Origin of the sequence: Cystobacter fuscus DSM 2262, assembly GCF_000335475.2 — a bacterium.
Classification (GTDB): Bacteria; Myxococcota; Myxococcia; order Myxococcales; family Myxococcaceae; genus Cystobacter; species Cystobacter fuscus.
Map to the genome: position 1 here is coordinate 22,528 of NZ_ANAH02000012.1, position 22,196 is coordinate 44,723.

Annotated in this window: 16 protein-coding genes and 1 tRNA gene; 10 read left to right on the forward strand and 7 right to left on the reverse strand. The window is 68.5% G+C overall.

The features are described from left to right. Nucleotide 1 precedes the first annotated feature (1 nt). Complete coding sequence (locus D187_RS55385; protein WP_002624009.1) at nt 2-124, reverse strand: biotin/lipoyl-binding protein; 123 nt, start codon at nt 122-124, stop codon at nt 2-4. A 429-nt stretch (nt 125-553) separates the two neighbouring features. Here D187_RS55385 and D187_RS22385 point away from each other — a divergent pair, with 429 nt between their 5' ends. From D187_RS22385 to D187_RS22400, 4 genes are read left to right on the forward strand one after another with little or no spacing between them, the layout of a single operon-like run. Continuing rightward, the gene (locus D187_RS22385) at nt 554-2,764 is read left to right on the forward strand and encodes a UvrD family DEAD/DEAH box helicase (RefSeq protein ID WP_002624010.1); all 2,211 of its coding nucleotides are present in this window, start codon (nt 554-556) and stop codon (nt 2,762-2,764) included. A 12-nt stretch (nt 2,765-2,776) separates the two neighbouring features. Beyond that, entirely contained in the window at nt 2,777-5,995 is a 3,219-nt protein-coding gene (locus tag D187_RS22390) for a helicase-related protein (protein ID WP_002624011.1), read from the forward strand. Then, the gene (drmB, locus tag D187_RS22395; protein WP_002624012.1) at nt 5,982-7,829 is read left to right on the forward strand and encodes a DUF1998 domain-containing protein; all 1,848 of its coding nucleotides are present in this window, start codon (nt 5,982-5,984) and stop codon (nt 7,827-7,829) included. The genes D187_RS22390 and drmB overlap by 14 nt, the downstream gene beginning before the upstream one ends. Nucleotides 7,830-7,831: 2 nt before the next feature. Beyond that, nucleotides 7,832-9,505 carry an AAA family ATPase gene (locus D187_RS22400; RefSeq protein ID WP_002624013.1) on the forward strand — a complete coding sequence of 558 codons (1,674 nt, stop codon included), beginning with the start codon at nt 7,832-7,834 and terminating at the stop codon, nt 9,503-9,505. Between the two features lie 61 nt (nt 9,506-9,566). Here the strand turns inward: D187_RS22400 and D187_RS22405 are convergent, their stop codons facing one another. Both D187_RS22405 and D187_RS22410 read right to left on the reverse strand, forming a co-directional pair. Then, a complete protein-coding gene (locus D187_RS22405) occupies nt 9,567-10,442 on the reverse strand; it encodes a tetratricopeptide repeat protein (protein ID WP_002624014.1) in 876 nt (291 codons plus the stop codon). Nucleotides 10,443-10,457: 15 nt separating this feature from the next. Continuing rightward, entirely contained in the window at nt 10,458-11,996 is a 1,539-nt protein-coding gene (locus D187_RS22410) for a helix-turn-helix domain-containing protein (protein WP_043431212.1), read from the reverse strand. Nucleotides 11,997-12,459: 463 nt separating this feature from the next. Here D187_RS22410 and D187_RS22415 point away from each other — a divergent pair, with 463 nt between their 5' ends. The 6 genes from D187_RS22415 to D187_RS22440 all read left to right on the forward strand — a co-directional run bounded on the left by D187_RS22415 (nt 12,460) and on the right by D187_RS22440 (nt 18,350). Then, nucleotides 12,460-12,717, forward strand: coding sequence for a hypothetical protein (locus D187_RS22415; protein ID WP_002624017.1), 258 nt, complete (start codon nt 12,460-12,462; stop codon nt 12,715-12,717). Nucleotides 12,718-12,836: 119 nt separating this feature from the next. Further along, a complete protein-coding gene (gene bufB / locus D187_RS22420) occupies nt 12,837-13,682 on the forward strand; it encodes an MNIO family bufferin maturase (protein ID WP_002624018.1) in 846 nt (281 codons plus the stop codon). Further along, a complete protein-coding gene (locus tag D187_RS22425; protein ID WP_002624019.1) occupies nt 13,679-14,395 on the forward strand; it encodes an HvfC/BufC N-terminal domain-containing protein in 717 nt (238 codons plus the stop codon). Before bufB ends, D187_RS22425 begins: the two co-directional genes overlap by 4 nt. 77 nt (nt 14,396-14,472) lie before the next feature. Then, complete coding sequence (gene serC / locus D187_RS22430) at nt 14,473-15,561, forward strand: 3-phosphoserine/phosphohydroxythreonine transaminase (protein WP_002624020.1); 1,089 nt, start codon at nt 14,473-14,475, stop codon at nt 15,559-15,561. Nucleotides 15,562-15,593: 32 nt separating this feature from the next. Then, a complete protein-coding gene (locus D187_RS22435; RefSeq protein WP_002624021.1) occupies nt 15,594-16,154 on the forward strand; it encodes a chalcone isomerase family protein in 561 nt (186 codons plus the stop codon). Nucleotides 16,155-16,256: 102 nt separating this feature from the next. Then, nucleotides 16,257-18,350, forward strand: coding sequence for a M13 family metallopeptidase (locus D187_RS22440; RefSeq protein ID WP_002624022.1), 2,094 nt, complete (start codon nt 16,257-16,259; stop codon nt 18,348-18,350). 21 nt (nt 18,351-18,371) lie between these two features. Here D187_RS22440 and D187_RS22445 read toward each other — a convergent pair whose 3' ends face one another. The 4 genes from D187_RS22445 to D187_RS22460 form a co-directional block, all read right to left on the reverse strand. Continuing rightward, nucleotides 18,372-19,409, reverse strand: coding sequence for a PA0069 family radical SAM protein (locus tag D187_RS22445; RefSeq protein ID WP_002624023.1), 1,038 nt, complete (start codon nt 19,407-19,409; stop codon nt 18,372-18,374). Nucleotides 19,410-19,518: 109 nt separating this feature from the next. Further along, nucleotides 19,519-19,591 (reverse strand) — tRNA-Gly (locus D187_RS22450). A gap of 66 nt (nt 19,592-19,657) precedes the next feature. After that, nucleotides 19,658-21,574: a hypothetical protein gene (locus D187_RS22455; RefSeq protein ID WP_002624024.1), complete on the reverse strand. Its 1,917-nt coding sequence runs from the start codon at nt 21,572-21,574 to the stop codon at nt 19,658-19,660. Between the two features lie 191 nt (nt 21,575-21,765). Continuing rightward, complete coding sequence (locus D187_RS22460) at nt 21,766-22,155, reverse strand: zf-TFIIB domain-containing protein (RefSeq protein WP_002624025.1); 390 nt, start codon at nt 22,153-22,155, stop codon at nt 21,766-21,768. Between the last annotated feature and the right edge of the window lie 41 nt (nt 22,156-22,196).

The following is a 22,196-nucleotide window of genomic DNA, read 5'->3' on the forward strand; positions in this document are numbered from 1 at the left end:
GCTAGCTTAGGGCAGTGTCCTCCAGCCGCGCGAGCAGTTGACCCTTCTTCACCCGCTGGCCTGCTCGAAGCATGGCGGCGATGCGATGCGCCTGGAGCGTGCCGGAGAGGATGGGGGGCGTCACTGCGGATGCGTGGCTCCACCTTCACCTCGTCCTGAGGACCGAGCGCCACGGGGGGCTGGGCCTGGGCTTGAGGTGCCGCTGGCTCGGCGCGCCTCCCCGCCCGCAGCCCAGCCCGGCGAGCAGCCCCAGTACTACGAGGACGGCAGTCATGCCTGCTCCCCTCGGTGCGTACCGCCGCTCCCCGAGGCGTCTGGTGCTCGCACTCACCGGGTGCACCTCCTAACACACAGCGTTGGTGATGTGCATGAGAGGCCTCCTATGCACTCAAGCTTCCTATGCACTCAAGCTGGGGATGGCGGCCGATCCCCTGAGTTCTATCACGGGGCCGTCCGCCATACCCCTCGAGAGGTATAGACCCCGGCGGTGGTTTGCTCAGGATTCGGTTCTGGTACAACCGCTGTCACACGTTCTGTCCGCACCGGTGAAGCAATGTCGGAGGTCGAAGTCATCGTCTACCGAGGGGGAGCAGTCGTCGACAGGGTGTCTCGGCCCCTGCGGAAGTTGGATGGCAAGCCCGCCGTCACCTATCGGAAGCAGCTGCACACGCTGGTGGGCGGCAACTCGATCTTCCTCGACGGCCTCTCCGAGGTCGAAGTCGTCGTCCACCAGGGGGGAGCGGTCGTCGACAGGGTGTCTCGGCCCCTGCGGGAGTTGGATGGCAAGCCCGCCGTCACCTATCAGCGGCGACTGCACGCACTGGTGGAGGGCAACTCGATCTTCCTCGAAGCGCCTGCTGAAACGATTGGGGCGCAAGAAGAGGTTGGCCCACCGCGGAAGAAGGGCTGGGACCCGCTCCAGGAAGAGGTCATCGAGGCCTCTCCCGAGGCGCGGTTGCTGGTGGATGCAGGCCCGGGCACGGGCAAGACGGCCGTGGCTTGCGCTCGTGTCGCCCAGCTGATCGAACGACACGACATCCAGCCGACGCGTATCTGGCTGGTGAGTTTCACGCGCACGGCAGTCCGAGAGGTCCGCAACCGCATCGCCACCGTGCTGGGAGACCAAGAAGCGGCCTACGCCGTGCGGATCGCTACACTGGACTCGCACGCATGGGCCATCCACAGCGGTTTCGACGAGACGGCGAAGATCGCGGGCTCGCACGAGCAGAACATCGATGAGGTGCTGCAGCTCATCCGTGAGGACGACCAAGTCGCCGACTACCTCGACAGGGTCGAACACCTGATCGTCGATGAAGCCCAGGACGTCGTCGGCATCCGCGCGGACTTGGTCACCGCACTCATATCCAAGCTGTCACGAAGCTGCGGCGTGACCGTATTCGCAGACGAGGCCCAGGCCATCTACGGCTTCGCTAACGACACCGAGGCGCGGGCGTGCAAGGTCCGCCAATCGGCTCTCACCGAGAGGCTTCGCAAGGGCGACTACGGGTTCTCCGAGAAGTCGCTCAGGGAAGTCTTCCGCACGGACTCGCCCAGCCTGCTCTCGCTGTTCACCACCACGAGGGCAAAGGTGCTCGCGCCGTCCGAGAACGCCGTCGGCAAGCTAGAGGAACTGCGGCAGGAACTCGAGGGGCTTGCCGATGGCACCGTGCCAAGAATCGAGGAGCAGGAACTGGAGAAGGAGGAGGATCTCTTCGTGCTGTTCCGGCGGCGGGCGGAGGCGCTGCTCGCCTCCTCGTTCCTCTCGAGCAAGGGCGTCCGGCACAGGCTGCGCATGTCCGGCCTGCCCGTGTGCATCCTTCCCTGGGTTGGCGCGTGTCTTGGCGAGCACACGGCCCCCGTACTGACGCGAACGGAGTTCCTCGTCCTGTGGAAGGAGCGCGTGGCGGGGACCCGGTGCGAGGCCTTGAGCGACGACGAGGCCTGGGCACTCCTGGTCCGTCATGCGGGAAGCACGGAGACCGTGGTCCAGATGCGGCGCCTGCGGGCGGTTCTCGGACGCACCCAACCACCGGCGGACTTCTGCACGTCCGAGCTGGGGACGCGGGGGCCGATCGTGGGCACCATCCACGCCTCCAAGGGCCGCGAGGCGGGCACCGTCCACCTGATGATGCCAGCAATGCCCGGCGACGATATGGACTGCGACGAGGAGACTCGCGTCGTATTCGTCGGCGCCACACGGGCCAAGGCCAAGCTCAAGGTCGGCCAGGGATACAACCATCACTTCGCGACGAGCCTGGAATCGGGCCGCGCCTATGTCCTGCACTGCAAGCAGGGCAAGGCGAAAGCCCAGGTCGAGATCGGCCGCGATGGAGATGTCTCCGTCGAGGGCGCGGCCGCTACGTCCCTGTACGCCAACGCCGCGGAGGTCAGAGCGGTGCAGGAGAGGCTGCTGCAGAAGGTGGATGCACCGAGCACCGCGTGGGCCCGCCACAACCCAGACGCCCACTTCACCTACATGCTCCGCACCGTGGATGGGGCCGAGTTGCTCGGGGCACTGACGGAGCGCGTCAATTCCGACCTTTTCAAGGTGGCCGCAGCGGCTCGCGCCAAGGTCAAGGGCGGCAATCGGAGGCCGCCCGACGAGCTCTGGCACCTGCATGTCGTGGGGGTGCGCACGGCGGTACTCGCCCCAGACTCCCCGGAGGCGGAACGACTCCACGCTCCCTGGTCCGCCAGTGGCATCGTGTTGGTCCCCATCGTTCTGGGTTACACGACGCTCACCTTCCCCTATTACCAGCGTTGAGAGACGAACAGCATGGACAGGGAAACCATTGTAGAGCGCCTCGAGCGCGACCTGGTCGGGCCACCCGGCGGCGAAGAGACGCTCTCGGCCCGACCTTCGGACGTCTATCTGACGGGCATCCTCTGGCCTCGCCAGACTCGGATGGGGGCCGAGGAAGACGACCGCCTGGGGGTCGGCTCGGGCGATGAGGACACCGGCGGGCCCGCCAGCGAGGAGGAAGAGGTCTCGTTGGCGGGACTCAGCCGGCCCTGCTCGGCGGGCATCTCGTTCGCGGTCGCTGCGGAGCCGGGGACGCCCGCCGTGAAGGTGACGCTCCGGTGCGCCACCTACACGTCCAGGGAGGCCGAGTCCCAGGCCAAACGGTCCGCCAAGGGCCGTCCCCAGCTGGAGTGGGTCCGCAGGCAGCACATCCTGGAACTCGAGCCCATCCCCTGCGAGAGCGCCTCGAGGGAATTGGATCTCGCCAACCTGCCATCAGGGGTCCACTGCGAGGCGATGACCCCTCATGGGATACCAGCGGGCCTCAAGCTGCACGTCCGCACGGCGAACTGGGAGCGCGGACGCTTGGTGACCCTGACCGCGCTCAATACCGCCGTACCCGACGAGTCCGAGGGAAGGAATGGCATCGAGCACGCCACCCTGTTCCAGGTCGTCATCGAAGTGAAGCCGTGCCCTGGCACGCAGTTGGTCGCGCGGCCCTCCAGGCGCGCCATCGTGGATGACGAGGATCGGTCCGCGGCGCTGCTCTATCGCAGGGCTCGAGAGTTCGCCGCGGGCCACACCTGCTCCGTTACCTGGAGCACGGAGCGCGACGCCGCTCATGCGTCGTCGATCTCCACGACGTGGGTGCCACGGGCCATCGTCCCGGCCGTCAGTGCCCGCGGCCACGAGGTCTTCTCCTCCCTGTCCGGCGGCGAGTCCCTGCCGCTGTCCGCCGACTGGCTCTCCACGGCGTCCGACGTACAGCTGCGGCTCGCACTCATGCGGCTCGTCAACGCGTACCGGGAGTGGATCGTGCTTCGGGAGGCCGAAATTCCCGGCCTGCCAGCGGAGCTTCGCTCGACGGGCCTGCACAGCTTGGCGACGTGCCGGACCACGGCCGACCGCATGGAAGAAGGCGTCAGGCAGATCTCCGGCAACCCCAAGGCCGCGCTCGCTTTCCGCCTGGCGAACCGGGCGATGCTCATGCAGCACGGATGGGATCCCGACAAGCGCAAGGGCGGCCCGCTGATGTGGCGGCCGTTCCAGCTCGGGTTCTTCCTGCTCTCGGTCGCGTCGCTGGCGGATCGGAGCCATCCTCACCGGGGCATCATGGACCTGCTCTGGTTCCCCACCGGCGGTGGCAAGACCGAGGCCTACCTGGCCCTGATCGCCTTCCTCACCTTCCACCGCAGGCTGACGGCCGCCGATGGTCCGGACTCGGGGGCGGGTGTCGCCGCCCTCATGCGCTACACCCTGCGCCTGCTGACGACGCAGCAGTTCTCCCGCGCCGCCGCCATGATGCTCGCCTGTGAGGCCATGCGCAGGCGGAAGGCGCCCGGTGTCCCGGCCGGGATCGAGCTGGGGAGCACTCCGTTCTCCATCGGCTTGTGGGTGGGCGGCGAGGCGACGCCGAACAAGTTCGACGTGGCGCGGGAAGCGCTCTCGGGCAGCAGCAACGTCGCGTCTCCGAAGCAACTGCTGGAGTGTCCCGCTTGCGGAGCGAGCCTGCGATGGGAGCCGAAAGTCCCCGAGCGCTCCATTCACGTCCGCTGCCTCACACCGGACTGCCTCCTGTACGATCCCGAGCTGCCACTTCCCGTCTGGACCGTGGACGAGGATGTGTACCGCAAGCAGCCGACCCTGCTGATCGGGACGGTGGACAAGTTCGCCCAGATCGTCCGCAAGGAGGAGGTGAATCAGCTCTTCGCCATCGGGCGGGGACTGGCCCCCGATCTCATCATCCAAGACGAGCTGCACCTGATCTCCGGCCCGCTGGGAACCGTGGTGGGCCTGTACGAGGCGGCCGTGGACAGCCTCTTCACTCGAGAAGGCAGGCGGCCGAAGATCATCGGGTCCACGGCGACCATCCGACGCGCGGCGGATCAGGTCGGAGCCCTGTTTGGCAGGGAGACCTGCCAGTTCCCGCCCCCCGGGCTCAGCGCGGCGGACTCCGGATTCGCCGTGGAGGATACCGAAGCCCCCGGCCGTCTGTACGCGGCGGTGACGACGGCGGGGCGCTCGGCGAAGTTCTCCCTCCAGGGGACAGCGGCCTCCCTGCTGCAGTCCGCCCAGGCGGCGTTCCCTTCAGTCGATGCGGCGGACCCCTACTGGACGCTGGTGGCCTACTTCAACTCGCTGCGCGAGCTGGGGGGCGCCCTCGTCCTGATGCAGGACGACGTCGCCGACACGGTCGGCATGTACGCGACGCGCCGGGGTGAGCCGCCCCGGCCGGTGAAGGCCGTCGAGGAGTTGACGTCACGGCGCTCGCAGGACGAGGTCCGGGACATGCTCGGCCTGCTGGCGACAAAAGCGGGCAAGGACGGTGCCCTGGACGCGGTGCTCGCCAGCAACATGCTCAGTGTCGGCGTGGACGTGCCGCGGCTCGGCGTGATGCTGGTCAACGGCCAGCCCAAGGGCACGGCCGAGTACATCCAGGCGACCAGCCGCGTGGGCCGCAGGCATCCCGGCCTCGTGGTGGCGGTGCTCAACAACGCGAAGGCGCGGGACCGGTCGCACTTCGAGACCTTCCCCACTTGGCATGCCACCCTGTACCGGGACGTGGAGGCCACCAGCGTCACCCCCTTCTCCTCCCGGGCCCGCGACCGGGCCCTGCACGCCGTGCTGGTGGCACTCGTCAGACACTTGGTGCCAGGGATGCTCAAGCGACCAGACCTCGATGCGGCCGATCCCGCCGCGCTCCAGGCCATCGTGGACGGCCTAGTGGCGCGCGCCAGGGCCGTGGATCCCTCGGAGAAGGACGTCCTGAGCGAGCTGACCGACCGGCTGGAGCAGTGGCGGGCCCGCTCCCCCCAACGCTACTGGGAGGACCGGATGCACAGACAATCCCTGCTCCAGAGCGCCGAGCGGGTCGCCACGATGAGGGCCCTTGGCCGCTCGCCGGGTGAGGCGTGGGCCACCCTGAACAACATGCGCAACGTCGAGCCGTCCGCGCACTTCCGGCTGGCCGAGCGTCTCAAGGACACGACGGCGGCGGGTGGAAAGACAGGAGGAGACAATGGCCAACAATGAACTCGGCAAGCTGCGCCGCAGCACGGTCGTCTCGACCTTCGGTCCCGGCGCGGTGGTGGACTTCCGGGCGGATGGTGCCGCGATCTCGGGTGTCGTCTCCGGCATCGAGGAGTGGGACAACAGCTTCAAGCCCCCCGGAGTGACCAACCCCCAGAGCGTGCACGAGCCACGACTGGAGCGGAAGCTGGGGGTGCGCGGCTTCCGGCTGCCCCCCGTCATCGACGAGAACCGGCGCGACGCGAACGGCAACCTCTCTCCCGACACGCGGCGGCTGGTGGCGGTCCGTTTCCCCGACTGGCTCCTGTGTCCGAACTGCGATCGGATTGCCCCCAGCCGCAAGTGGGGGGAGGAGCCCGGCAGGCCTACCCGTCATTGCGTGCAGTGCACCCGAAAAGCCCCGGGCGGCCACAAGGTCTTCGCCGTCCCGGTCCGCTTCGTGATGGCCTGCCCGCGAGGCCACCTCGACGACTTCCCCTGGCACTGGTGGGTGGGTCACACGCCCGATTGTGCGAACAAGGGCTTCCTGATGCTCAAGGCCGAGCGGCCGGGCTTGGCCGGACTGTTCGTCCGCTGCCCCGACTGCGGAGCGGGCAAGTCCCTGGATGGCATCTTCACCGAGGCGACCTGGAAGGATCGCATGAAGTGCAAGGGCAAGCGGCCCTGGCTCTCGGGGCCCGACGAGGACTGCGACAGCGACAAGCCCGTGCGGGCGATGCAGCGCGGCGCCTCAAACCTCTACTTCCCAGCCATCGAGTCGGCGCTCAGCATTCCCGACTGGTCCGACGGCCTCCAGGAGGCCCTCGGCGTCTATTGGCAGACCCTGGTGGACACACCCGCCGAGGATCGGCCCATGTTCGTGAAGCTCCTGGCCCGGGGAGACCTGAAGGCAGTGCTGCAGGAGCTGAAGCTGTCGCCGGAGGAGCTCTCCGCAGAGATTGATCGCCGCCTCCAGGCCCTCGAGGGGCCGGACATCCTCGATCTCCGGGGAGGCGAGTATCGCCAGTTCACCCTGGCGGGTGGCTACGCCGACCCCTCCGACAAGGAGTTCGAGACCCGGTCGGTAGCGGTCCCGATCCCCCTCAAGCCCTACTTCTCACGCATCGTCCGCGTTGTGCGCCTTCGCGAGGTCAGGGCCCTCTACGGGTTCACCCGCATCAACCCGCCGGGTGATGGCGGCGAAGAGCTCTCGCCCATCTGGCGCACGAAGCCGGACTGGCTGCCCGCCATCGATGTGAGGGGCGAGGGCATCTTCCTCGAGTTCTCCCCCGAGCGCCTCGATGCCTGGGAGTCCGAGGGTGTCCGCAAGAGGGCCGCGCGCATCAATGCCGCCTGGCGGGAGGAGTGGCTCGCCCGGTATGGCGAGGAAGGCGGGGAGCCTCGGACGATCACGGCCCGTTTTCTCCTGGTCCACACCTTCGCGCATGCCCTGATGCGCCAGCTCACGCTGGACTGCGGCTATTCCAGTGCGTCGCTTAAGGAGCGGCTCTACGTGCGCGATGGCGAGGGGGCGATGGCAGGCCTCCTGGTGTACACGGCCACCTCGGACGCCGATGGAACGCTCGGCGGGCTGCAGCGGCAGGGCGAGCCCGAACGGATCGCCAGAACCATCCCGGCGGCGATCCAGGCCATGGAGTGGTGCTCCTCGGACCCGCTGTGCATCGAGGGCGTCATGGGCGGAGCAGATGGCCTGTCGTTGGCGGCATGCCATGCGTGTGTGCTGGCCCCCGAAACGGCGTGTGAGGAGTTCAACCGCTTCCTCGACCGGGCCATGCTCGTCGGTGCCCCGGGGCATTCCGAGTCTGGCTACTTCACCCCGATGCTCCAGGATCCCTGAACATGGCAGTGATGTGGCCCAGGGCCCTGCCCGACGAGGTGCTGAGGAACGAGCTGCGGGCAGCGGAGCGCAAGGTGTACCAGCGGCTACGCGACGAGCTGGATGACTCCTGGACAGTCTTCTACTCCCGTCCCTGGCTGGGCCTGACGCCGACCGGCCAGGAGATCGATGGGGAATGCGACTTCGTCGTGGCCCGGGCGGACTCCGGCTTCCTCGCGCTGGAGGTCAAGGGCGGAGCCGTGAGCTTCGATCCGATGAGCGAGACGTGGCTCAGCAAGGACCGCTGGGGCATCCGCCACAAGATCAAGAATCCCGTCGCCCAGGCGATGTCCTCGAAGTATCAGCTCCTCAAGAAGCTCAAGGACTGCCGGGCCTGGACGCCCCATCGCATCCGCGCGCAGCACGGGGTCATCCTGCCGGACTGCCAGGGCGTCGGCTCCGACCTGGGAGCCGCCATGCCGCAAAAACTCTTCTGCTTCCTCAAGGATTTCGAGGGCTCGCTGGAGTCCTGGTTGAAGGCCCGCCTCGGCATGCCCTCTTTCGAGGAGGGAGAAGAGCCGCTGGGCAGGCAAGGACTCGCGGCCCTGGAGGAGCTGCTTGCCAGACCGTTCTCCCTGCGTACCCCCCTGGCGCACCTGGTGGCCGAGGACGATGCGGCCATCCAATCCCTGACGCCGGGGCAATTCCGGATCCTGACCCAGCTGGAAGAGGTTCCAAAGGCCGCCGTGTCGGGCGGAGCGGGGACGGGCAAGACCCTCCTCGCGATGGAGAAGGCCAGGAGGTGTGCTGCCGCTGGGATGCGGACCCTGCTGACGTGTTTCAACAGGCCCCTCGCGGAGCATGTCGCCCGAACCCTGGGGCCTGACTCGGGTGTGGACGTGATGACCTTCCACGCCCTGTGCCGGCGAAAGGCCGAGGCTGCGGGCCTGACCGTCCCCGCCCCCGCGGAGCCTGACGCCATGGACGAGCGCTGGCCCGAGCTGCTGATGCACGCCATGGAGGCGCGTCGCGAGCTTCGCTACGACGCCGTCGTGGTGGACGAGGGGCAGGACTTTCGTCCCCACTGGTGGCCCGCGGTGGATTCAGTCCTCGATTCCACGGGGTCCGCGCTGCTCTATGTCTTCCTGGACGGCAACCAGCGCATCTACAAGGAAGCGGCGAGCCTGCCCAGGGATGTCGGGCTCATCCCCATCCGGCTCGGCGAGAACCTGAGGAACACGAAGCGCATCCACGATGCGGCGGGACGGCACTACGCGGGCCATCCCATCCTGCCCATTGGTCCAGAAGGGGTCTTGGTCGACTGGCGAGAGGTCTCCCCGGCAGAGCTGAAACAAGCCCTGGACGCCTGCGTGGCGCGGTGCGTCGGCCAGGAGTCCATCCCGGCCGAGCACATCGCTGTGCTCTTCGCCCGTGAGCAGGAGCGCAAGGTGATGGTTCCCGGCGAGCAGCTGGGCGGACGCCCCATCGCTCCCTGCGGCCCGCTCCGCAAGGGCGTCCTGACCGTGGACACCATCAGACGGTTCAAGGGGCTTGAGCGGCCCGTCGTCATCGTCGTCGCCGACCAGAGCTTATTGGCGGACAAGGAGCTGGCATACGTGGCCCTGTCACGTGCGCGCAGCCACCTCATCGTGATTGGGAGCAAGGAGTGTCTCGCCAGGATTAGGGAGCCGGAGTAGGCGCGGCCTGTCGCCGCGCTCCAGGCGCCTACGGTCCTCCATCGCCACGCCCCTCGGAGCGCTACACCCCGCGCGAGTCGAAGTGGGCGAGCACCTTGCGGGCCTTGGCCACGTCTTCTCCTCGGCCCTGGTGCTCGAAGAGCGGGATGACCGTCTCGAGCTCGGCCCGCGCGCCCTTCCAGTCCTGCAGGAAGGTGCACGCGATGCTCAAATCCCACCGGGCCCGCGACTCGTAGGCATGGTCGTGCAGTTGCGAGTACAGCTCCGCGGCCTGCTGCAGGTGGGGCCGCGCCGCCTCGTGGTTGCCCAGGAGTCCCTCGGCCTCGCCCAAGAGCAGCTCGCACAGCGCCAGGGCCTCCATGTCGATTTCCGGCTCCTTGCGCAGCACCTGCAGCGACTCGGCGAAGCGCTTGCGCGCGGCCTCGTACTCGCCCGCTTCCATGCGGATGTCGCCGATGTCCAACAGCAGCCGGGCCACGCGCGGCCCGTTCTTCGCCTGCCGGTAGAGCAGCAGCGCCTCCTGGTACTTCTCCTCGGCGCCCTTGGGCTGGCCGATCGCGCGCAGCGACTCGCCGATGGCCGCCCGGCACAGCGCCTCGTTCTCCTGATCCTTCAGGCTGTTGAAGAGCAGCGTCGCCTGGGCGATGTGCTCCACGGCGCCCCGGTGATCCCCGAAGTGGGCGCGCGCCACCCCGAGCCCGAAGAGCACCTGGGCCTGGCCCTCCTTGTCCCCCGCCGTCTGGAAGAAGCCCAGGGCCTCCTCGTAGTGGCGGCGGCTCTCGGCGTGCTCCTCCAGCATGCCGTGCAGCTCGGCCAGGTGGAGCAGTCCCCGGCCCGTCTCCGCCGGATCTCCGGTGATGCGCGTCACGGCGAGCGCGTTGCGCTGTTCTTGGATGGCTTGGAGGATGTGGGCGCGTTCGGTGTCGTGGTGATTCATTGGAGGGCGGGGGGGCTAGTTTTCCTCGGCCTTGTTACGGCGGCGCGGCGCCTTGTCCAGTGATTCCGCACGGCCGGCCTCGTGGACCAGCAGGGGCGAGAAGAAGCAATCCTTCTTGGTGTACTCGTCGAACGAGAAGGCGAAGCGGTAGCTGGCGGCCGCGCGCTGGTTGCAGTCGGTGCGCTCGCAGAAGCGGCAGGAGATGCCGCTGGGGACGGCGTCCTTGCGCAGATCCGTGGTGGGCAGCCCATACGCCAGGTACTTGGCGTTCTCCGCGTGGGTGCCCAGGCCGATGGAGTAGGCCGTGCCTCGCACGATGGAGCCCTCGATGGGCTGCAACTGCACCTTGGCGAAGCAGAAGTAGGACGTGCCGTCCGGCATCATCGAGTACTGCCGGGTGATCTGCGACGGGTTGAGGAAGGCCAGGTGCACGGCCCACTTGCCGCACGAGCCGCCGCCGGTGGCGAACTTGATACCGGTGCCGCTGTAGCGCTTGGAGATGTTGCCGGCGATGTCCGCGCGCAGGAAGTGGAAGGGCAGGCCGCGGCGCTTCGGATCCGACAGGTTGCACAGCCGGTGCGCCACCGTCTCGTACGTGGTGCCGAAGAGGTTGGACAGCAGCTCCACGTCGTAGCGCGTGCGCTCCACCTCCTTGAAGAACTCCCCGTAGGGCAGCATCAGCGCGCCGGCGAAGTAGTTGGCCAGGTTCACCTTGATGAGCCGCAGCGTCTCCGCGTGCCGGGTGCGCGCCGCGCCCACGATGCGCTCCACCAGCTTCTCCTGATCCAACATCAGGATGCCGAGCGACGCGGCGAGCTGGAACTTGAGCGGCTGTTCGGTGAGGTCCGGCGAGAGGATGAGCTCCTTGGTGTCCGGGTCCAGGCGGCGCACCACCGAGGAGCCACTGGAGGCGGCCTCCACGCGCACGCGGTAGCCGAAGCGCTCCTCCAGCATGGGGATGAGCTGGGGGCTCGACAGCAGGCGCCCGAGCTTGAAGTCGCGCCGCAGCGCCTCGGCCTGCTCCTCCAGTTCGGGGAAGTAGTTGTGGTGCGACTCGAGGAAATCGCTCACCTCGTCGAACGGGGAGTAGTCGAAGCGCGGCCCCTCCGAGCCGCCCGGCCCCGCGTTCATGCGCGAGCGCTCCTCGGAGTTGAGCTGCGCGAGCACGTTCTCCAACTGCGTGCGCGTGTTCTTGTAGAGGTTGAAGAGCGCCGCCACCGTGCCGGCCAGCTTCGGCTCCGCCGACAGGCTCTGCAGGGACTCGGAGTCGATGTCGAGGCTCTTGAGCAGCGGCTCGTCCAACAGCTTCGCGAGCGCCTCGTCCACCCGGCCCTCGCCCAGCGTGGACATGAACTGCTCGGGATCCTGATCGAAGTAGCGCAGCGCCTTCCACAAGAGCGGGAAGGGCATGACGCGCTTGCCCTTCTCGATGAGGTTCAAGTACGCCGGGGACACCCCCAGATCCTTCGCCGCGTCCGTCTGCTTGATGTTCCGGGCGAGCCGCAGTCCGCGCAGCTTCAGTCCCACGTTGGCGTTCAGTGCGTTCTCGTTCATCGCCATCTCTGGGCCGGCGCCCATGGGGGCCCCGCCGGCTTCTCCGTTCCTCGAACTGTGCGAGCGCGTTTACTGATTTGCAATCAGCGTTTTCGGAGAAAATATCCCGTCACCCCAAGGCACCGGGAGCCCCCCCAGGCAGACGCTTCGCCCTCTTTCGACATTCCAACCCATTGATTCAACAGGCGGTTTTGGGGCTTCATGGACTGGAGTCCAAGGGGGCGGGCGGGCTGTCAAATTCCATTCACCCCGTTTACCACCACCTGGACAGGGAGGTGGAAAACCCAGCAACTCCCGGGAGGGTGGGCGCCGCCCGGGCATGGAATCCCCCGGGCCGTGTTCTCCCGGGTGTAACCCCGTCGGGCCCCGGGCGTATGGTGGTGCGGGCTCCCTTCGCTCGGGGCGAAGGGGGTTCTTCCGCCAGGTGCATCCGTCCCCGGCCCGACCCCTGAAAGGAAACGCCATGAACCTCAAGACCCTGACCGCCCTCGTCGGCTCCCTCTCCCTCGGCACGCTCGCGACCGGCTGTGCGACCGCCAAGACCGCGGCCGCTCCCGCCGAGCAGGGGAGCACGAGCGCTCACGCGGCCAGCGCCGTCCCCGCCGAGGGCGCCGCCGCCCCCGCCGCCGAGGGCACCGCGACGCCCTCGACCGAGAAGTCCAGTGAGCACAGCTGTGGCGCGGGCGGCTGCGGCGCCAACGGCTGTGGTGGCAAGAAGTAGCCGTCGAAGAAGCCTTCGAAGAAGCCTTCGAGGATGGGCCCCCGGTGCTCCGGGGGTTGTCTTCCGGGCGGTGGGGAGCCCTCTTCCCGCCGCCCGTGTCTTTTCTCCCAGGAGCCGACATGCCGGTGGCACACGCGCGAAGGTGGGGCGGCGAGCCGCTCGGGGTGGGAATCGGGCTGCGGCGCGAGTTCTATGCGCGGCTGCCGGAGACCCCCCGCGCGCTGGATTGGGTGGAGATCGTCCCGGAGAACTTCCTCACGCTCGGCGGCCGTCCCCAGCGTGCGCTGGACGCGTGCCGCGAGCGCTGGCCGGTGCTGCCGCATGGGGTGGCGCTGAACGTGGGTGGTCCGGAGCCACTGGACGAGGCCTACCTCTCCGGGCTCCAGGCGCTGGTGGAGCGGCTGGACGCGCCCTTCTTCTCGGATCACCTCTGTTACGCGCGGCTGGGGGGCGCCTACCTCTACGATCTGCTGCCGCTGCCCTTCTCGCCCGAGGCGGTGGAGCACGTGGCGCCGCGGGTGCGCGAGGTCCAGGCGCGCGTGGGCCGGCCCTTCCTGCTGGAGAACCCGAGCTACTACGCGCGCATGCCCGGCGGCACCCTGGCGGAGGCGGACTTCCTGCGGCACGTGGTGGAGGAGGCCGATTGTGGCCTCCTGCTGGACGTGAACAACGTGTACGTGAACGCGTGCAACCATGGCTACGAGCCGCGCGCCTTCGTGGACGCGCTGCCGCTGGAGCGCGTGGGGCAGATCCACCTCGCGGGGCACGAGCGGCGACCCGACGTCCTCCTCGACACGCATGGGGCGCCCGTCTGCGACGAGGTGTGGTCGCTCTACCGCTACGTGCTCGAGCGCACCGGGCCGGTGCCGACGCTCATCGAATGGGATCAGGACATCCCCTCGCTGGAGGCGGTGCTGGACGAGGCGGATCGGGCGCGGGAGCTGCTCCAGGGGGTGGCGCGATGAAACCGGGACTGCGTGGCTTCTTCGAGTCGATGGAGGCGTACTTCGCGGACCCGGGGCCGGAGGCGCTCGAGCGGCTGTACACGGCGCACCCGGGCTGGGACGCGCCGCGCTCGCGCGTGGAGCTCTATGGGCACATGGTGCGCCACCATGGCGAGGCCACCCTGGACAAGCTCTACCCGCGGGTGCGCGGGTGCGTGGAGCCGGCGCTCTGGGCGGAGCTGGTGCGGGCCCATGGCGCCTCGCGTCCTCACCGGCCCTTCGAGATGAACCGCCTGGGCGAGGGCTTCGCCGGCTTCCTCGCGGACGAGGCGGGGGCTCGGGGGCTGCCGGACTTCCTGCCCGCGCTGGCGCGCTTCGAGTGGACGGACTTCGCGGTGTACACGTCGATGGAGCCCGTGCCCGCGCGCGTGGAGCGCCTGACGGTGAACCCGACGCTGATGATGTTGGAGCATCCCTTCCGGCTGTGCGCGTTCATGCGGGCCGGGGTGGGGGAGCGGCCGGAGCCCGGACAGGAGCTGGCGCTGCTCTGGCGCCACCCGGAGCGGCTGGTGACGATGTACCTGGAGGCCGAGGAGCGCTCGTTGTTGGTGCTGAAAATGGCGGTGGAGGGGTTGGAGCCCCGGCAGGTGGCGGAGGCGACGGGCGTGGAGGAGGCGGTCATCCGTGCCGCCGTGGACACCCGGGTGGCCGACGGTCTCGTCCTGGCGCCGTGATGGCGCTTCACGCTTCCCCCGGCGGAGGCGTTGGGCAGAATGGCCGCGCGTTGTTTTCCCAGTGAGAGGACCCAGCCATGCGCGTCATCAACTTCAATCCCGGCCCCGCGGGGCTGCCCCTGCCCGCGCTCGAGCGAGCGCGCGACGAGCTGATCGACTTCCAGGGCTCGGGCATGTCCGTGATGGAGCACAGCCACCGGGGCAAGGAGTACGAGGCGGTCCACGACGAGGCCATCTCCCTGCTCACCGAGCTGCTGGGCATTCCGGACACCCACCAGGTGCTCTTCCTCACGGGAGGGGCGTCGCAGCAGTTCGCCCAGGTGCCGATGAACTTCCTGCACCCGGGCACGAGCGCGGACTACCTGATGACGGGCGTGTGGAGCGAGAAGGCCTATGACGAGGCGTGCATCGTGGGCAAGGCGCGCATCGCCGCCACCACGGTGGGCCCGGACAAGCGCTACGTGCGCGTGCCCCGGCAGGAGGAACTCCAGCTGGATCCCCGGGCGGCGTACGTCCACATGACGAGCAACAACACCATCTACGGCACCCAGTGGCACACCTTGCCCGAGGTGGGGAGCGTGCCGCTCATCTCGGACATGAGCTCGGACTTCATGTGGAAGCCCACGGACGTGAGCCGCTTCGCCTTCCTCTACGCGGGGGCGCAGAAGAACCTGGGGCCCTCGGGCGTGCTCATCGCCATCGCTCGCAAGGACTTCATCGCCCAGGGCCGCCGGGACATCCCGAAGATCTTCCGCTACTCCCTCCACGCGGAGAACAACTCGCTCTACAACACGCCCCCCACGCTGGCCATCTACCTGTGCCGCAACGTGCTGGCGTGGATGAAGGCGCAGGGCGGGCTCGCGGGGCTGGAGGCGAGAAACCGGCAGAAGGGCGAGCTGCTCTACCGCGCCCTGGATGCGAACGCGGGCTTCTACCGCGCGCCCGTGGAGCGCGAGTCGCGCTCCTTCATGAACGTGGTCTTCCACCTGCCCACCCAGGAGCTGGACGCCGCGTTCGTCTCCGAGGCGAAGAAGGCGGGCATGGTGGGTCTCAAGGGGCACCGTATCTGCGGGGGCATCCGCGCCTCCCTGTACAACGCGGTGTCGGTGGACGACGTGCGCGCCCTGGTGTCCTTCCTGGAGGAGTTCGCCCGGAAGAAAGGCTAGGGTGGCCCCCCACCCCTTCCACAGGAGAGGTCATGAAGAACACCACGCTGTGTGCCGTGTTGTTGACCGCCGTACTCGCGCTGCCCGCCGCCGCCAAGGACGTGGCGGGGGTGGCGTTTCCCGACTCGGTGTCCGTCGAGGGCAAGGAGCTGAAGCTCAACGGGGTGGGCCTGCGCAAGAAGCTCGTCTTCAACGTGTACGCCGCCGGCCTCTACCTGCAGAACCCGTCGCGCGAGGGCGCCCAGGCCATCGGCTCGGAGCAGATCAAGCGCGTGCGGATGTCCATGCTGCGCGACCTGGACAAGAAGACGATCTCCGAGGCCATCGTGGATGGCTTCAAGAAGAACGCGAAGGACAAGCTGCCCTCGCTCCAGCAGCGGCTGGACACCTTCACCTCGGCCATTCCGGACCTGAAGAAGGGCGACGAGCTGCTGCTCACGTACGTGCCCGGCCAGGGCACCACCATCGAGAGCAAGGGGGGACAGAAGATCTCGGTGGAGGGCAAGGACTTCGCCGACGCGCTCTTCTCGGTGTGGCTCGGCAACAACCCGGTCGACGGCGGCGTCAAGGACGGGATGTTGGGCAAGGAGTAGCACCGCGCTTCGGGGGTCGCCCTCCGGTACGAGGTTGAGGCGCGCGCGCCCGTGGCCGGATAGGGTGCGCGCTGCCTCATACCCCACACGGAGAACGACTGGATGAAGAAGGCATTGCTCGCCGCATGTTGTCTCGTGGCGTCCGCTTGCAAGACGGCGGAGCCCGCGCCCACGCCCCCCTCGCCCGCCACGCCCGCGACGCAGCCCCAGCCCCCCGCCGAGTCCCGCCCGCTCTCCCCGGGTCTGGACCTGGCCGCGATGAACGAGCAGGCCAACCCCTGCGAGGACTTCTACGAGTTCGCGTGCGGCAACTGGGTGAAGGACACGGAGATTCCCGCGGATCGCCCCCGCTGGTCGCGCGGCTTCGATGCCATCTCGGCGCGCAACGAGGAGATCCTCCGGGACATCCTCGAGGGCGTGTCCCAGGGCAAGGCGCCCGAGGGGCTCGCCTCCGCGCGGAAGCTGGGGGACTTCTACGGCTCCTGCATGGACGAGGCGAAGCTGGAGGCGTCGCTGCCGGCGCTCAAGGCGGAGCTGGCGAAGCTGACGGCGAAGAACGCGAAGGAACTGGCGCGGGTGGTGGGCACGCTGCACGCGCAGAACGTGTTCCCGCTCTTCCGCATGGGCGCCAACACCGACTTCAAGGACGCCAGCCAGATGATCGGCGAGGTGGACCAGGGCGGCCTGGGCCTGCCGGACCGGGACTACTATTTGAAGGACGACGAGAAGTCGAAGGCGCTGCGTGATGCCTACACCGAGCACGTGAAGAACACCTTCGTGCTGCTGGGCGAGCCGGCCGAGACCGCGGCGAAGAGCGCGGCGTCGGTGCTGGAGGTGGAGACGGCGCTCGCCAAGGCGTCGATGTCGCGCGTGGAGCGCCGCGAGCCGAAGAACCTCTACCACCGCCTGGAGCGCAAGGGCCTGAAGGCGGAGGCGCCGGGCTTCCCGTGGGACGAGTACTTCAAGGCCGCGGGGGCCGGGAGCGTGCAGGCGCTCAACGTGTCACACCCGCCGTTCTTCAAGGAAGTGGAGCGGCTGGCGAAGACGATGCCGGCGGCGGCGTGGACGCCGTACCTGACGTGGAACTACGTGTCGAGCGCGGTGCCGGCGCTGCCCAAGGCCTTCCAGGACGAGCGCTTCCGCTTCTCGCAGAACCTGACGGGCGCGAAGGAGGACGTGGCGCGCTGGAAGAAGTGCGTGCGCTTCGCCAACATGGCGCTGGGCGAGGCGCTGGCGCAGCCCTTCATCGAGCGCACGTTCGGCGCGGACGGCAAGACGACCACGCTGCAGATGGTGCAGGAGATCGAGAAGGCCTTCGAGCGCAACCTGGACACCCTGGCGTGGATGGACGCGGCCACGCGCGAGCAGGCGCTGGTGAAGGTGCGCAAGATCGTCAACAAGATTGGCTACCCGGACAAGTGGCGGGACTACGGCGCGATGAAGGTGGATCGCGAGTCGTTCCTGCGCTCGATCATGGGGGCGAACGCCTTCGAGCAGGCGCGGCAGATCGCCAAGATTGGCAAGCCGGTGGACAAGGAGGAGTGGCTGATGTCTCCGCCCACGGTGAACGCCTACTACAACCCGCCCTTCAACGAGATCGTCTTCCCGGCGGGCATCCTCCAGCCGCCGTTCTTCGATCGCGAGGCCACGATGCCGGTGAACTTCGGGGCCATGGGCATGGTGGTGGGCCACGAAATCACCCACGGCTTCGACGACGAGGGCCGACAGTATGACGCCGAGGGCAACCTGCGCGACTGGTGGACGCCGGCCTCGGACAAGGCCTTCCGCGAGCGCGTGGCGTGCGTGAAGGAGCAGTACGACAACTACACGGCGATCGACGACGTGAAGTTGAACGGGGCGCTGACGCTGGGCGAGAACGTGGCGGACCTGGGCGGCCTGAAGCTGGCCCACGCGGCCATGGAGGCCTGGCTGGCGAGGGATGCCGAGGCCGCGAAGAAGGCGGAGGGCTCGCGCTATACGCCCAGCCAGCAGTTCTTCCTCGGCTACGCGCAGTCCTGGTGCTCGAAGTACCGGGACGCCTACGCGCGGCAGCTCGCGGTGGTGGATCCGCACTCGCCGCCGTACTGGCGGGTGAACGGCCCGGTGGGCAACCTGTCCGAGTTCCAGAAGGCCTTCCAGTGCAAGGCGGACGTGAAGATGGTGCGTCCCGCGGCGCAGCGCTGCGAGGTCTGGTAGGCGCTCGGGCGCGTCCGGTGCTCAGAAGAAGCTGAGCTGGGTGCCGGACTTCATGGGGCGGCGAAAGGGGCTCTCCTTGTCGCCGTCCACCTCCATGGGCGCGCTCGTGTTCAGCCCCAAGCGGCGCGCGGTGGAGGAGAAGAGCTGATGGAGGGTGTCGGCGTAGAGGCCCTCCCCCCGCATGCGGACGCGGAAGCGCGGGTCGTTGAGCTCGCCGCCGCGCGTCTCGCGGATGCGGTGCAGGACGCGCTCGGCGCGCAGGGGGAGCTTCTCGCGCAGCCGCTGCTCGAAGACGCCCTGTACGGGGCCGGGCAGGCGCAGCAGGGTGGAGAAGGCCCGGGTGGCGCCCGCCTCCTTCGCCGCGGTGAGCACGCGCACCATGTCCTCGTCGTTGAGCCCGGGGATGAGGGGGGCGACGGCCACGCACACGGAGATGCCCGCGGAGGCGAGCCGCTCGATGGTGAGCAGGCGCCGGCGGGGTGAGGCCACATAGGGCTCCATGGCGTGCGCCACGGCCTCGTCATGGAAGGGGAGGGTGATGGCCACCGTCAGCCTTGCTTTCTGGGCGAGTGTCTGGAGCACGTCCAGGTCGCGCTCGATGAGGGGCCCCTTGGTGATGATGCCCACGGGGTTGCGGTACTCGGCGCACACCTCCAGGCAGGCGCGCGTGAGGCGGAGCGAGGCCTCGAGGGGCTGGTAGCAGTCGGTGACGCCACTGAAGGCGACCGTCTCGCCCTTCCAGCTCTTGCGCTCGAAGGCGTCACGCAGGAGCTGCGCGGCGCGGGGCTTCACCACGAGCTTCGTCTCGAAGTCGGTGCCGGCGCCGAAGCCGAGGTACTCGTGGTAGGGCCGGGCGTAGCAGTACGCGCAGGCATGGAGGCAGCCGCGGTACGGGTTGACGCTCCAGGTGAAGCCCACGTCGGGGCTGTCGTTGCGTCCGAGCACCTCGCGGCTGTGGTCCTCGAGCACCTCCAGCTTCGTGGGAGGAATCTCCTCCAGGTACTCCACGGCGGTGGTGTCCCAGGGGTTGGGCGGATTGGAGACGGGACGCGGCTTCACCCACTCAGGGTGGGTCTGAAAGGACGTTCAGTCAAGTAGGCTCGTGGCCCCAAAAGGCGAAGGGCCTGGAACCTCTGGAGGACTTCTCCAGGAGTTCCAGGCCCTTCAGAGCGGCGGACCGGGTTCGAACCGGCGACCCCGAGCTTGGGAAGCTCGTGCTCTACCAGCTGAGCTACCACCGCGCGGCGAGCGAGGAGGAAAGTAGAAGGCCCACCGCTGCTTGTCAACGAGAAGTCTCGCGGGCGGAGCTACTCGCCCTCCTCGACAGTGAGTTGGTAGGCATCCTGGAAGTTGGCCTCGCGGTTGCGCGCGTCGCGCACCTCCAGCACGTAGACGTCGGGCTCGGCGCTGTAGCGGATGGTCTCGGCCTGATCGCCCTTGGCCCGGTCGGACGTCTGCACGAGCGACAGCTTGCCGTCCTCGCCCAGGCGGTGCAGGTACAGGCCCACGTCCACCTTGAGGATGCCCAAGAGCGTGGCCCGGATGGGCGTGCGCACCGGCCGGTCCGACAAGTCCAACCGGTAGTAGTCCACGTCCTTGAGCGGATAGACGGTGCCCCGCACTGCCTTGCCGAGGGTGAGTTCGGTGGCGCGGTCCGCGCTGTTGTTCGGCTCACGCTCCTGGCTGCCATCGTCGGGCACGGTGGTGATGGAGATGCGGTAGGGCTGCTCCGCGTTCTCGTAGTCGCGCACCCACTTGCCATCCTGCTTGCGCGAGGCCCCCTGCACCCGGAAGTAGCAGGTGCCGCTGCAGGCCACGTTGTTGAGGCGCTCGGGCTCCTTGATGGCGCCATCGTTGGCGCGCTGGAGCACCGTCTCCTTCTGACCCTCGCCCTCGGGGGGTTGGATGACGGACAGTTCCACGTCCACGCGCTCCACGCCCGACAGCTCCACCCGGGCGAGCACCGGCTCGGCCGTCTTCAGGACGAAGTGGTCCACGTCGCCCTTGGGCGAGAGGAAGCCCTCCTTGTAGCCCGCGAGCGGCAGGGCCGTGGCCTTGTACAACTCGTCATTGGGCTCCAGCTCCGCGTTGGCCCCGGCTTCCTCCAGGGTCACCGTGAGCGAGTAGGCCTTCTCGGTGTTGAAGCCCCGCTTCGCGTCCTTGCCCGTCCCACTCCAGCCGCTCTTCACGACCAGGTACACCACGCGATCGGTCGCCCGGGCGCCCACGTTGCGCAGCGACAGGCCCTCCCCCTCGACGCTCTTGGTGGTGAACAGCGGAGCCTCGGCGGCCGTGAGGACCGACAGCTCCGTGCGCACGCCCTCCACTCCCACCAGATCGATCTTCAGCGCCACCGCGGGAGGCTCTTCCGGCACGGGGGCGGGCTGATTCGGCAGGGGGACGGGAATGGGGACCTGGAGCGGCTCGCTCGGCGGGGGCTCCTGCTGGGCGGTGGCGGACGGGTCCTGGTCCGAGGGCTCCGCGGGCTGTCCCGGAGCGGGCTCGGTGGGCGGCTCGCTGGGAGCGCCGGGCGGGGGCGCCGCCGGGGCGGCCGTGGGCGTGCTTCCGGCGTCGTTCGCGTCCGGGGCGGCGGGGGCCGGGGCGGCGGGGGCCTGGGCCGTCTCGGGCAGCTCCAGCCGGTACCAGTCCTCGTCTCCCGCGTGGCCGATGAAGCCGGCCACCGTCTGGCCCAGCTGCAGGGGCGTGGCGTCCACGGCCCGATCATTGGGCTCGCGCTCCACGCCGTCCTCGGGGACGTGGTAGCGCACCTCGAGGGTGTAGGCGCCGCCCGTGCCCTTGCGGGCCGAGGCCACGCGCACCCACCGCTCGCCCTCGACGAAGAGGTTGGGGTAGCGCTCGGGCTTGCCCACCCCGGCGCTGTTGAGGTTGGCGCTGCGCACGCCGGGCGCGTCGTACACCTCGAGCACCACGTCTCCGCCGGGAATGCCGGAGACGCTCACGTCCGCCACGCGCGGGGTGCTCGGGGCGAGCCGGTACCAGTCCTCATCGGGCTTGGATGGATCCGCGCCGAGGCTGGCGCTCACCGTCGCGTCGCGGGCGAGGGTGATCGCCTGCTCGGGCCGATCATCGGGTTCCTTCTCCTCGAGCTGATCGGGCCCGGTGACCACGGGACCCGCGTCGGGAACCGAAACCTCCTTGTTCGAGCAGCCATTCGGGCAGCCGGCCAGCAACAGGCACAGCCACACCCCACCCAGACGTCGCATTCCGTTCCCTCTTGGCATTCGCCCGCCTACTCAATCCCCTGGTGGCCGGGTGTCAAGGTCCGCCAACAGGCGGGCTGACGCTTTCATCCCGGCGGAGGGACGAGTGAAGACACGAGGGGTCGTTTTCGGGCCCGTCGGGTGGACGGGAGCCCGGTGGGGCGGGACGGAACGGGGGCCGAAGCGCGAGGGGCTCAGCCGGCGGCGGTCTTCCTCTTGGCGTTGAAGTGCCGGAAGAAGTCGATGATTTCCTGCTCGGCGACCTTGGCGTCGGTGGCGTCGGCGAACTCCGACTCGAGGAACATGCCGCCACACGACTCGCAGGTGTCGTAGCTCAGCGGATGCTGACGGTCTCCGCCGTCGACCCGGACGAGATCCACCTGGCACTCGGGGCACTGGCCCGTGAGCGCATTCGCGTCGACCTTGCCTCCCTGGCTCTCGAGCCCAGGCAGGTTGTTGTGGAGCAGGATCCGGTTGAGATCCGCGACGTCAATCCAGAGGCCGCCGCAATCTCCACACTTGCGCAACGTCTCGTGGTCCCCTTCGAGATCAACCATCTCGACGCTGCAACCGGGGCAATTCATGGGGTGGATCTTTCTCCTGTTGGGGGAGCCGAGCTCCCGTG